Source organism: Nocardia sp. NPDC004711 (assembly GCF_053601595.1).
Window position 1 is genome coordinate 119,587 of the sequence record NZ_JBSGCB010000005.1, and the last position, 12,309, is coordinate 131,895.

General features: G+C 67.6%; 11 protein-coding genes and 1 tRNA gene. 4 read left to right on the forward strand and 8 right to left on the reverse strand.

Annotated features, from left to right (window positions below; translation table 11 throughout):
• The first annotated feature begins 7 nt into the window (after positions 1 to 7).
• Positions 8 to 1,234 (forward strand): MFS transporter, encoded by a 1,227-nt coding sequence (locus tag ACWEKS_RS06475; RefSeq protein ID WP_452339131.1) that lies wholly within the window; start codon positions 8 to 10, stop codon positions 1,232 to 1,234.
• Between the two features lie 72 nt (positions 1,235 to 1,306).
• On the forward strand, positions 1,307 to 2,044 hold the full coding sequence (locus tag ACWEKS_RS06480; RefSeq protein WP_452339132.1) for a DsbA family protein: 738 nt from the start codon (positions 1,307 to 1,309) through the stop codon (positions 2,042 to 2,044).
• A gap of 16 nt (positions 2,045 to 2,060) precedes the next feature.
• Here the strand turns inward: ACWEKS_RS06480 and ACWEKS_RS06485 are convergent, their stop codons facing one another.
• The gene (locus tag ACWEKS_RS06485) at positions 2,061 to 2,381 is read right to left on the reverse strand and encodes a hypothetical protein (protein ID WP_452339133.1); all 321 of its coding nucleotides are present in this window, start codon (positions 2,379 to 2,381) and stop codon (positions 2,061 to 2,063) included.
• Between the two features lie 189 nt (positions 2,382 to 2,570).
• Entirely contained in the window at positions 2,571 to 4,163 is a 1,593-nt protein-coding gene (locus ACWEKS_RS06490) for a DUF222 domain-containing protein (RefSeq protein WP_452339134.1), read from the reverse strand.
• 129 nt (positions 4,164 to 4,292) lie between these two features.
• On the opposite strand from ACWEKS_RS06490, the gene ACWEKS_RS06495 reads away from it, so the two are divergent.
• Positions 4,293 to 4,368: transfer RNA gene (locus tag ACWEKS_RS06495), tRNA-Ala, on the forward strand.
• Positions 4,369 to 4,821: 453 nt separating this feature from the next.
• Positions 4,822 to 5,964 (forward strand): helix-turn-helix domain-containing protein, encoded by a 1,143-nt coding sequence (locus ACWEKS_RS06500; protein ID WP_452339135.1) that lies wholly within the window; start codon positions 4,822 to 4,824, stop codon positions 5,962 to 5,964.
• Between the two features lie 444 nt (positions 5,965 to 6,408).
• Here the strand turns inward: ACWEKS_RS06500 and ACWEKS_RS06505 are convergent, their stop codons facing one another.
• The 6 genes from ACWEKS_RS06505 to ACWEKS_RS06530 form a co-directional block, all read right to left on the reverse strand.
• A complete protein-coding gene (locus ACWEKS_RS06505) occupies positions 6,409 to 7,221 on the reverse strand; it encodes a class I SAM-dependent methyltransferase (RefSeq protein ID WP_452339136.1) in 813 nt (270 codons plus the stop codon).
• Positions 7,218 to 7,688 (reverse strand): nitroreductase/quinone reductase family protein, encoded by a 471-nt coding sequence (locus tag ACWEKS_RS06510; RefSeq protein WP_452339137.1) that lies wholly within the window; start codon positions 7,686 to 7,688, stop codon positions 7,218 to 7,220. Before ACWEKS_RS06510 ends, ACWEKS_RS06505 begins: the two co-directional genes overlap by 4 nt.
• The gene (locus ACWEKS_RS06515; RefSeq protein WP_452339138.1) at positions 7,685 to 8,893 is read right to left on the reverse strand and encodes a cytochrome P450; all 1,209 of its coding nucleotides are present in this window, start codon (positions 8,891 to 8,893) and stop codon (positions 7,685 to 7,687) included. The genes ACWEKS_RS06510 and ACWEKS_RS06515 overlap by 4 nt, the downstream gene beginning before the upstream one ends.
• Positions 8,894 to 9,032: 139 nt before the next feature.
• Complete coding sequence (locus tag ACWEKS_RS06520; protein ID WP_452339139.1) at positions 9,033 to 9,977, reverse strand: alpha/beta hydrolase; 945 nt, start codon at positions 9,975 to 9,977, stop codon at positions 9,033 to 9,035.
• A 4-nt stretch (positions 9,978 to 9,981) separates the two neighbouring features.
• A complete protein-coding gene (locus tag ACWEKS_RS06525; RefSeq protein ID WP_452339140.1) occupies positions 9,982 to 11,445 on the reverse strand; it encodes a flavin-containing monooxygenase in 1,464 nt (487 codons plus the stop codon).
• A gap of 14 nt (positions 11,446 to 11,459) precedes the next feature.
• Positions 11,460 to 12,272 (reverse strand): acyl-CoA thioesterase domain-containing protein, encoded by an 813-nt coding sequence (locus ACWEKS_RS06530; RefSeq protein ID WP_452339141.1) that lies wholly within the window; start codon positions 12,270 to 12,272, stop codon positions 11,460 to 11,462.
• Between the last annotated feature and the right edge of the window lie 37 nt (positions 12,273 to 12,309).

Consider the following 12,309-nt stretch of genomic DNA (forward strand, 5'->3'; position numbering starts at 1 on the left):
CGTTGTGGTGAGTGAGGTCGAGGGGCCGGTGGGCGGGCGGCATCGGCTGCCGGTGGAGATCTGGGTGCTGGTGGGGTCGGCGTTCACGATCGCCATCGGGTTCGGGTTGGTGGCGCCGGCGTTGCCGCAGTTCGCGCGGAGTTTCGAGGTGGGGGTGGCCGCTGCCTCGTTCATCGTGAGCGCGTTCGCGTTGATGCGGTTGATCTTCGCGCCGATGGCGGGTCGGTTGTTGCAGAAGCTGGGGGAGCGGCCGGTCTATCTGACCGGGCTGTTGATCGTGGCGGTGTCCACCGGTGCGTGTGCGCTGGCCCAGAGTTATTGGCAGCTGCTGGTATTGCGGTCACTGGGTGGGATCGGGTCCACCATGTTCACGGTGTCCTCGCTGGGGCTGGTCATCCGGATGTCGCCGCCCGCCGAACGAGGGCGGGTCTCGGGGGTGTACTCGACGAGCTTCCTGATCGGCTCGATCAGCGGGCCGCTGGTCGGCGGTGCGCTGTCCTTCCTGGGCCTGCGGGCGCCGTTCCTCATCTACTGCGTGGCGCTGCTGATCGCCAGCCTCATCGTCTATGTGGCGCTGCGGGATTCCCCGCTGGCCCTGCCGGAGAAATCGAACGGCGTGCCCGTGATGACCTTTCGTGAAGGGCTGGCCCGGCCCGCGTACCGGGCCTCGCTGTGGGCCAACTTCGGCAATGGCGCAGCCGTTTTCGGTGTGCGCATGGCACTGGTGCCGCTCATCGTGGTGGAGGTCCTGAAGCAGGACGCCGCCCTTGCGGGCGTGGCCCTGACCGCCTTCGCCCTCGGCAATGCCTCGGTCCTTTTCCTGTCCGGGCGCTGGTCGGACACGGTGGGCCGTAAGCCCTTCCTCATCGCAGGAACCCTGGTCTGCGCCGTCGGCACCGCGGGCATCGGCCTTGCCCCGACCCTCGCCTGGCTGCTGGTCGCCTCCTGCGTGGCAGGCATCGGCTCCGGCATGTTCACCCCCGCCCTGCAAGCGGCGGTCGCGGACATCATCGGCCCCGGCACCCGAGGTGGCCCGGTCCTCGCGGGCTACCAGATGTCCGCCGACCTGGGCACCTTCCTCGGCCCCTACGCCATCGGCATGCTCGCCGACCGCGTCTCCTACGGCGTGGCCCTGGGTGTGACCGGCGCACTGCTGGCCTCGGCATCGGCGGTCTGGCTGCTGGCACCGGAAACCCTCCGCCGAAGAGAACCCGCCGCAGCCACCGCCGCCTAGCGGGTCGGCCGCAGATTTTGGTGGGGCGGGGTGGGTGTTGCTCGGGCAGGGGCGTCGGGCAGAGTGTTGCGGGTGAGCAAACCGACTTCGAATCACACACCGCGGCCGGTCTCGAGCAAGACCACCTACGCGCTGGCCGGGCTGGCCGTTGTCGTGGTCGCGGTGATCGTGGCGGCCCTCTATCTGTGGAATCGCGGCGGCGGGGACGAGGTGCGCAACGACGGGTACGGTCCGGTGCACGATCCTGCGGTGTCGGTGGCCCTGGATTCCGACGGAGCCATTGTGCTGGGCAAGCCCAATGCGAAAACCATTGACATCTATGAGGATCCGCTGTGCCCGGCGTGTGGTCAGCTGGAGAAGAGCTACGGGCAGGAGATCGCCCAGCAGGTCGACCTCGGCAAGATCGCGGTGCGGTACCGCCTGGTGAACTTCCTCGACCCGCGGTCGGCCAGCAAGGACTACTCCACCCGCGCGGTGGCCGCCAACGAGTGCGTCGCCCAGGCGGGTGACGGTCCGGTCTACTCGAAGTTCCACTCGCTGCTGTTCACCACCAAGCAGCCCGCCGAGGGCGGTTCCGACCACGACAACAAGGAACTGGCCGCCATCGCCAAGGAGGCGGGCGCCGGTGACGACGTCGCCAAGTGCATCACCTCCGGCGACCGCGCCGACACCGGCCGCGCCCACGCCGAAGCCGCGCTGAAGGCACTCAACGATGCCCTCAACAATCGCGCCGCCACCCCGTCGGCGTTCATCGACGGCAAGAAGGTCGACGTGAACAACAAGAACTGGGTCTTGGACGCCGCGAAATAGGCTGGGCGGTAAGGCTTCAGGCGTCGAGGACGGGCCTGCGCAGACGACCCGTGTAGGTGGCTGCCCGGCCCAGCGCGTCCTCGGCGGCATCGAGTTCGATGAGGGCCTCGTCGAACACCTCGGCGGCGCCGGCGACGCAGTAGGCCGGGGTGGTGAGTGCTCCGGCGCCCGGTGTATCGAGCAGCAAGCCGGAGTCGGGAAGATCGCGGTAGGCGGCGGTCAGGTCTGCCAGGTCCGCGCGGAGGGTCTGCAGCCGACCTTGCAATAGCTGTCGCCGCTGTTCCAGCAGCAGTGGGTCCCGCAGGTCGGCTTCCGCGCTCGGTTCGTGGTCGCTCATGCGACCAGCATGCCGCGGTGGGCCGGGACATGCGGTGGTGCACAGGAATTCGGATGTTCTTGTGCACCACCGCATGCCGGGCGGAATGGGTGGGGTGCGGCCCTCGGGGGAACGGAGAAGTGAGCCGCACCCCGGGGAGGGAGCCGGGCTGGGGGCTCGGCTCCGTGGTCGGGGAGGGGATCTTGCGGGTCAGCGCGATGCGGCTCGGCTGGGGGTTTCGGGGATGTCGTTGTCCGGGGTGGCGCGGGACAGCTGGGGGTGGATGAGGATGTGGGATTCCATCGGGTAGGCCAGGTCCTCGGTGAAAGGTGCTCCAGCCGTGGCGGTTTCGATGGGGTCCGGAACGACGCGCAGGGGGTGTGGCCTGGTGGGTGCGTCGATGTCGGTGTGCGGGAACAGGTAGCGGGCACCCTCGCGGACGGTTTCGTGCGACTCGCCACTGGGGTCGATCCAGCGCATGCGATCGGTATCCGAGAGATAGACGCGCCAGGGGTGTTTTCCCTTGTCGGCCAGTAACTTCAGCCGATGGTGATGGGTGCACAGGACGGCGCGGTAGGCCGGATTCGGGCCCGTGGCGCCTCGGGAGGGATGCGGCTCGAACTGGACCAGAGTGGTTTCCGCCGCGGGCATGGTGCAGCCGGGGAAGCGGCACAGGCCATCGACGGCGCGGACCTCACGGGGTGGGGCGCTCGAAAAAGCTCGTACCGCCACGGGTTTCGAATCCAGAGCGGTCATGGCGCGTTCCCAGGGAGCCTGCCGGACCGTATCGGTCCGTGCCTCCGGCCTGCGCGAGGTGCGGGGGCCCGGCGCATCGGCCGGTTCGGCGCGCTGGGGAGCCACTCCGTCCGTCGCGTTCGTCTCCTGGGCGGCCTCGTTCGGGAAGTACTCCGGAATCACCTGGAAACGTGCATGTTCGGCAAGGGTGCGAGCGAGGGCGCCGTCGATGGGGCCGTAGCCGGAGAGGAAGGCCGGATCGTCGCGCAGACCCAGCAGGGTTTCGGCGGAGACCCCGACCTGGATGAGCGGGCGGCGGGGCGTTGCAGGGGCGTCGGCCTTGGGGCAGTCGAGTCCCCGGCCGCAGCCGCAGCGCAGGCGGCCGGAGCCGTCGGCGAGCGCGATCAGCGCGTCGGTGCGGCGCTGGGACATGGTACGGGGATCGTCCTCACAGACCTGGAGGCTCATTTCGCGTAGCCGCATGGCGAGCGCCTGGGCGCCGGCGGCGGGCAGCAGGCCGTCGAATACGGCCATGCCGTCCTGTACCGCGCGAATGCGGACATCGCGGTCCTGCTCGCGCTTCTCGCGGCGGCGGGTCTCGCCCTCGGGGTCCAGCCGGGTGACCCAGCGCTGGGCGGTCTGGCGTAATCGGGCCGGATCCGAGCGCAGCGCCGCCTCGATCAGCTTGGGCTCCAGCACTTCTCGCACCTCGTGCGGCAGGCCGCGCAGACTGTCCGCGATCACCTGCACCCGCGACAGGTCGATCCGCCCGGCCGCGAAGGCGTGCTTGGTCTGCGGTAGGGAATCCAGCGCCAACCCGATATCGATGAGGGCCGCCGCCACCGCCTCCGATACGTGCACCGCCACGGCGATCTCCGCCGCGGCGAACTCCCCGGCACGCACCCCGCCCGCCCCCGGCGCGGCATTCCCGGCCCGATGCCGGCGATACACCTCCCGCACCGCTGTGATTTCCGCCGCCTGTGCGAACGCCGCCGCCCCGTGTGCCCGCCGCAGCGCGTCGATCAGCTCTTCGTCGCCCATCGCCTCCACCTCTCGGCTATCGAACATGCGTTCGAGAGTACATCGAGAAGATCGCCGCCGCCAGCCTCTGTACAGGCGATTTGGTTTGTTCGACACCAGTCGTGTAACTTCGTTCAAGCAGGCAGGGCAACGCCCCGCTGGCAGAGAAGTGAACACGGGGCTATGGCGCAGCTGGTAGCGCACCACACTGGCAGTGTGGGGGTCAGGGGTTCGAGTCCCCTTAGCTCCACCAAAGGGGTCATTGCACGAACCGATCCCATCGGGGCCGGTACCGCGTCTGCGGTACCGGTCCCGTTCTCGTTTCCGGGTTGGGGGATGCGGAAGGTGGGGATGAGCCGGTCGGGTCCGGCGATCTTGACGTGGGCGACCAGGGTTTCGATCAGCGCCTTGGATTGGGTGTGGTTGCCGCTGGTGACGATCTCGACGATGTGGTCGGCGATCCGGTCCAGGGTGGCGGGCGCGGGTGAGCTGGGAACGTTGGCGAGCGATTCGGTGAGTTGATCGCGGCGGGCGAGGAGTTGCGTTGTCTTGGAGCGTAGTTCGGTCAATCGGCCGCCGACGAGTTCGGGTTCGAGGGTGCCGTTCTCGAACGCGGCCAGGTAGCGGTCGACGGATTGCTGGGTTTTGGCGAGTTGGGCTGTGACGGTGGCCAGTTCGGCGCGGGTGTCGCTGCTGGTGTCGCCCCGTGCTCGGCGAACTCGCCGGCCGCTCGGTCAGCTGGGTCAAATCCCTCGAGACCGGCCGTCTGAAGCTGCCGCGCCTGCCCATGCTCATCCGCCTGGCCGAGATCCTCGATGTCAACGACCTGACCCAGCTGACCGGCGAGCAACCCCTGGCCCGCTCGGTCTACGCGAAAGCGACACACCCAGCCCTGCCCAAGGTCACCGAAGCACTCGCCTCCTATCCGGTCACCCCCAGCACCGAGAACGCCGATCTGTCGCCCGAGGCGCTGTCCGCGCGTGTGCAGCAGGCGTGGGTGTTGTGGCATGGTGCGGCCCACCAGCGCTCGGCGGTGGCGACCTTGTTGCCGAATCTGTTGTGCGATACGCGTGTTGCGGTGCGACAGCTCGACGGCAAGGACCGTCGCAGGGTTCAGGCGCTGCTCGCGCAGGTCTACCACCTCACCCAGCTGTATCTGTCGTTCCAACCGCCCGCGGCGCTGGTGCTGATGTCGGGCGACCGTGCCATGACAGCTGCGCAGGATGCCGACGACCCGCACGCGATGGCCGCCGCGGCTTGGTATGTCAACCACGTGTACCGCGACGCGGGCGAGGAACACGAGGCGCGCGTCGCGTTGGCCCACCAGATGTGCGCGCTACTGAGCCCTGACAAGGCAGGCCCGGACCTTGCGCTGTGGGGATTGCTGCACCTAGCGATGGCGCTGTCGTACACCAAGATCGGTCGCGAGGGTGACGCCCTACGTCATTGGGATGAGGCAGACCGTGCCGCGCGGGCGCTCGGTGACGATTACGTGCACCCGTGGCTGATCTTCGCTCGCGCCATGGTTGACGCCTACATGATCACTATCCAGGCCGACTTGATGCACAGCGGCTACGCCATCCAACAGGCCGCTCGCGTCGAGCTGGACAAGATGCCCTCGGCCACTCGCCGCAGCTTCCACACCGCCGAAACCGCACGCGCACATCACATGCGCGATGAACCCCTCGCCACCGTGACGCTGTTGTCGAAGGCGAATCGGGAATCGCCGGACACCTTCGGGTTCTCACTGTTCGCCCGCTCCGCAGTGCCCGATCTGGTCGAGGGCGGCGGCGCGACAGTCCGAGCGGACGCCGAACGACTCGCATCGGTGCTCGGACTCGAAGTCTGACACCGCCGACACTCACCGAACCTACGGGTTGAGCGTGCCCGCGTTGTTGATCAGCAGGTCGATGTGCTCGAAGTCGTCGTGCAGCCGCTGCGCGGCCTTGCGCACCGACGCCTGCGAGGACAGCTCGATCTCCAGGATCGGCAGGTCCGCCCCCGCACCGTCTGGCGAATCAGTTCCGCTGCCGCACCGGCCTTTTCCACATTCCGGCAGGCCAGTACGACGCGCGCCCCCGCTCGGCGAGCCGCAGCGCCGTCTCCAGCCCCACTCCGGCGCTCGCTCCGGTCACCACGGCGGTTCGTCCCGCCGGATTCGGGATATCCGCGGCGGTCTACCACGTCATTGAGCTACCCACGGTCGACCCTGACTCCTCAGCTCCATCATTTCCGCCAGAGAGCCTAGATCGACTCGGGCAGGGGTACCGGTCGACTGGGCTCGCGCCAGCGGCTACCGGAAGGTCAACTGCGCGATCAGGTGCCGATGGTCGCGAATGAGCGGCAGCCGACGTTGGGCCCCGAGAGCCAGCGGACCGGACCAGCCGCGCCCCGGAATCATCCGAAGCTCTCGGTAGGACGCGACTCCCGGAATTCGTTGCGGCAGTGCGCGAGTTTGCGGCACGGTGAGGCCGAACGGCATGTGCGGAACCATGTAGTCCGATTTGCGCGATAGCCGCACGCCCTTCGCCGTGCGCTTGGTGAACCCGGGCGGCAGCACGTCGAAGATCAGGCTCGCACCCGGAAACCGTTGGGCCATATCGCCGATGAGAGAGAAGACCTCATCCGGCGACAGGTACATGAACAGCCCCTCGGCGGTGATCAGCACATCCGTGCCGTCGACCAGGTCGAACCAGGCGCGGTCCAGGGCCGACATGGCCACCGACCGCATCCGTGCTTCGGTCGGTAACAACTGCCGCCGCAGGTCGATCATCTCCGGCAGATCCACCGAGATCCAGTCCAGGTCCGGTGCGCCGAGTCGCCAGTAGGTCGTCTGGAGGCCCTCACCGAGCGCCACGACGGTGCCGCCGGGCGAATCCCGGTGAAAGCGCTGTATTTCCGCGTCGATGGTGCGTGCCCGCAGCACCTGGGTTCGGGCGGGGTGCCCGAAGGTCCGGAAGTCGAAATTGATTGCTTCGCACAGCTTTTCGGCGAGAGGGTCACGAAAATCCGTATAGGACGCCGCGGATTCGACCGCCCGGGTCCACAGCGTCCACAGGGCCGTGACCGGAACCCCCTGCAACGCCGCCACGGAAATCTCGCTCACAGTTCGCGCAATCGCACGAGGGGAATCCGGCGCTCGGTGCGGGATTGATACTCCTGGTAGAACGGCCGGTCTGTGGTCAAGGCCGCCCAAAGCCGTTCGTACTCGGGTTCTTCGATGATCTCCGGCTGCGCCTGGAAGGAGGCGGACCGCACCTTGACCCGCACCTCGGCATTGGCGCCGGTGTCGGTGAGGTTCCAGTACCAGGCCGGATGCTGGGGCGCTCCGATGAAGGACGCCACCACGATGCGGTGCCCCGCCCCGTCCACCCAGAAGGGCAGCGCCACCTTGTGGGTCTTCCCGCTTCTGCGGCCGACCGTCTGCAACAGCAGATGCTCCATCCCCGAGCTGATCCAGACCTCCTCCATATCGGTGAATTCCATGCCCATGACATGTTTGCGCCCGAGCTCGATGAGTTTGGCTCGCTCGGGTTCGGTGAACGGGTTGTTGCGCTGATTGGTCAGGCTCACATCACACCTCCATTGACTTCGAGAATCGCCCCATCGGCGTAGGAAGGCGCGCCCAGCGCGACCGGCAGTTCGGCCAGCTGCCATACCGCCGATCCGTCGTGCCAGCGCACCTGTTCGGGCTCGAGGGCCAACCGCGCGTCGGGATAATCGCGCAGTAGCATGCCGATCGCGACCTCGAGTTCCATACGCGCGATCTGGCTGCCCAGGCAGTAGCGCGCGCCGTAGCCGAAGGCCATGTGGGGCTTCGCGTTTCGGGTGGGGTCCACCCGCTCCGGATCGGCGTAGACGGTCGGATCCAAATTGGCCGCGCCGATGGACGGGACAACGAAGTCGCCGGGCATCATGTCCACGCCGCCCAGCGAGATGGGCTCACGAACCCGCCACGGCAGTCCCTCACCGCCGGCCAGGGCGATGGTGCGCAACAGCTCGTCGACCGCACCTGGGATCCGATCCGGATGTGCCCGCAGTTCGGCGCGGAGGTCGGGGCTGAGCAGCAGCCGCAGCACGATCTTGCTCAGCATGTGCGCGGACGATTCGTAGCCGCCGACGATGAGGGCGAAGACGACGGTGACCAGTTCCCACTTCTCCAGGTCGTCGCCGTGCAGCACGAGGTCGGAGACGAAATCGCCGGTGGGCGTGGTCCTCCGGGCCTTGATGAGCCCCAGTACGTACTTGCCGAGATCCTGCAGTGCGGTCTCGGCGCTGCGCGCGCCGGCGTCCGCCACCGAGGCATCGGCCAGCAGCGCGCTCACCCACTCCCCTACGTCCTGTTGATCGCCCTCGGCGATGCCGACCAGCTCCCCCAGCACATTCAGCGAGTAGGGTTTGGCGACAACGGATACGTAGTCGCCCTGTTCCGCCGCGGCCAGTTCCGCGAGCCGCCGGGTCATGATCACCGCGGCGGCGGCGCGCAACGCGGCCATCCGTGCCGGGGTCAGTTCCCGGCCGATGACCCGCCGCAGTTTGGTGTGGATGCTGTCGTCGAGGCTGCCGATACCGCCCTGGAGCAGCAGGCCGGCGGTGAGCCGCGGTGCGGACTCCTGCGACATGCCGGTGCGGCTGAATGCCTTCTGGGAGTAGACGGTTCGTACGTCTTCGTATCCGGTGACCAGCCATGCCGCGTCACCGTAGGGGTATTGCACCCGCGCGATGCCGCCCGATCCCCGGACCTCGTCCATGACCGGATCCAGGTGCAACGATCTCATCGTCTCCGAGGGATACCGATGTACGGGACATTGCGTTATGTCCATTGGGCCCTTCCCATCGACGCGTGCGTTCGAATACGCCACTGCGCCAACATTTCTCAATATTCACTGTGCTGAATTGCGCGAATTTAACGATGGCTCAATATTTTTCGAAGATCGCGGGTGCCCCCCTGGCCCGATCGAGCGCACCGGCGCGGCCGTAGATACATTCCGACAGGGCAGCGGCGAAATCCTCGACGGCTGCCTCGGCGACGCCGATGGGCATGCTGTGAAAGACGTGCCACAGCCCGCGGAATTCGCGATGCCGCAGGGGCACACCGAATTCCGCCGCGTGCGCGGCGAAGCGGCGGGCGTCCCCGCTCAGCAGGTCGTCACCGGCCGAATGCATGACGATCGGGGCAACCCCGGCGATATCGCGGTAGAGCGGCGAGCGGTCTCGCCGTTCGGACTCCGGGACACCCGGCAGATAAGCGTCGATCAGCCCGGCCAGCAACGACGGAGTCAATACCGCGTCTCTGTTCGTAATACCCTGAAAAGCAGAGGAATTCGAAGTCAGGTCCAGCATCGGGCAGATGAGTCCCAGAATGGCGGGCTGCGGCAAGGGATCGCCGCGCAGCTGCAGGGCGAGGTCCACCGCCAGTCCTCCTCCGGCCGAATCACCCACGACCGCAATGCGTTCAGCGGGTATTCCAGCATCGACGAGCGCCCGATACGCGGCCACGGTGTCCTCGATCGCCGCCGGATAGGGGTGTTCGGGAGCCAGGCGGTAATCCAGGACGTGCACTGTGGTGTCCATTGCGGCGGCCAGCGCACCGGCGAGGGTGCGGGCCATGCGCGGTGTGCCGAGAGCGTACCCGCCACCGTGCAGATAGAGTACGGCAGCGTCCGGAGGAGCCGCGCGGGGCTTCAGGACTTCGACCGGTAGGCCGCCGAGCCGACCGGTTCGCACGGCGACACCGCGCGGGGCACGAGCGTAGGTCGTGCCCGCGTCGATCCGGGCACGGACCGTGGGCCAGTCCGGGGCCGGGCCGAACCACCAGCGGCTCACCACGCAGGTGAGGAAGCGCCAGAGCAGCGTGTCCACAGTGTCATTTCCGTTCCGCCGGGCACGGCGTCAGGTGGTAGTCGAGCGGGTTCGGGGCGCTGCGGATCAGCTTCTCGTAGCGGTGCGGGCTCCATGGCCACACTTCCGGCACGCCGTCCGCGCCCAGATACCAGCTGCGGCAGCCGGTAGCGAATGCCGTATTCGGCGCGGCCTCGCGCATGCGGGCGTTATAGCGGTCGGTGGCCTCCCGGGTCGGCGCGACGGTCTCGAATTCGCCCGCGCGCCAGCGTCGCAACCAGCCGACAATGCGGACCGACTGCGCCTCGGCGATCGCGGTCAGCGGATGGTTGGCGACCGGGCTGTGCGGGCCAATGAGCATGAACAGGTTGGGGAACTCCGGGATCATGACGCTTTCGTGGGCGCGCGGGCCGCTCGCCCACGCCTGATCCAGGGTGTGGCCGCCGAGGCCGGTGATCGCCATCGGGCGCATGTACGCGTGCGAGTCGAACCCGGTGGCCAGCACGAGGACATCGAGTTCACGCAGCCGCCCGTCGACCGTGACCACGCCGCGCTTCTCGACGCGGTCGATGCCGTCGGTCACCACGGTGACGTCGGGACGCTGAACGGCCCGGTAGAAGCTGTCCGACACCACCATGCGCTTGCACATGGCCTGGTAGTCCGGTGTCAGCTTGCGGCGTAGCTCGGGATCCCGGACCGACCGCAGATGTTGTTCCACCACCCACTGGATGAACCGGCGCATCCGACCCGGATGCACGAGACCCTGCGAGGCGGCGGCGAAGGCGGCGCGAAAGAACCAGTAGGACGCCACGCCGAGCACCGGCGCCCGCCGATACAGCGCCTTCGACAGCGGCGTGTATTTCCGATTGACGGTCGGCAGAATCCACTGCGGAGTTCGCTGGAACACAACGACTTCGGCTGCGTTGCCCGCCAGCGCACCGACCAGCTGCGTGCCGGTGGATCCGGTGCCGATCACGCCGACCCGCGCGCCGGTCAGCTCGATATCGTGCCGCCAGCGCGCCGAATGCATGACGTCGCCGCCGAATTCGTCCAGGCCGGCGATATCGGGCCAACTCGGGTGATGCAGAAAGCCCGTCGCGCACAGCACGAAGTCGAAATCCTCGGCCGTCTCGTCCGAGGCGCTGACCTGCCAGCGCGCGCCGTCGAACGTCGCGCCGGTCACCTCCACACCGAAACGCGTCCATTGGTGCAGCCCCTGCGCGCGGGCCACCCCGAGGAGATACCGCTGGATGTCCGGGCCCGACGAATACATGTGCCGCCATTGCGCATTCGGGGCGAAGGTTAACTGGTAATACCGCGACGGCACATCGCAGACCAGCCCGGGATATGTGTTGTCCCGCCAGGTGCCGCCGAAATCATCAGCCTTCTCATAAATGACGAAGTCGGTGAATCCGGCCCGCTGCAGCGCAACTCCCATGCAGATGCCGGAGATTCCGGCGCCGATGATGGCGATCCGTGGAGTTCTCATCCGATGGCCATCGCTCACTGGGCCTGCGCTGTCGCGGAGACCTCGGCGGCGAAGGCGGCCGGGTCCACGGCCCGGCGCGTGTTCGAGATGCCGGACGCGACGGAGACGCCCAGCGGGCCGCTCCGGTCGTACAGGGTGGCCGCGGCGATCGCGATGCCACCCGCGGTGATCCGTTCCTGGGCCTGCAAGCCCACCTCGGAGCTCTCGGGCAGGCGTGAAAGCGTAAGTGTCACATCACAATTGATGTACCCGATGCCCGCGCTTCCCCAATTGCAGAGCATGCTGGTGGTATCGGCGGCATAGGCGGCCATCTGGAGTGGCGAGTTGGACTCACCCTCGACCATCGGGGCTACGTCGTGCCATACGGACTTGCGATCGCCGTTCAGACCCGCCGCGAAATCACCGGTCCAGTCCTGCTCGCCGAATTTGAACTGGATCGGATTCCATTCGGCGCTCGGCGGCGGCGCCGCGAACTGCCGGTCCGGCTGCCAGACCTGTCCCGGCGATTGCTCCCCTGCGGCCAGGTACATCAGGGTCGCACGCACCCGGACCTCACCGGCCTGCTCGAGCGCGACATCGACGACACGCACCCGCCTGCCGTCGCGAACCACCTCGCTGCGAAACCGGATCGGTTCGTAGACCACCGGTCGGAACAGATCGACCGTGAACCGCGCCGGCACGAACAGCGTTCCGGGATTGTGTGTTTCGGCTTCCCGCGCCAGGAGCCCGCAGACCGCCGTCCCGGCCACCTGCGACGGCGCCCATGGGCTGACCGCCCATTCGGTCGCGACATACTGTCCGCCGACACTTTCGAAGAAGGCAGCCACTACGCCATACCCCTGTCGATCTCGAATTGCACTGAGT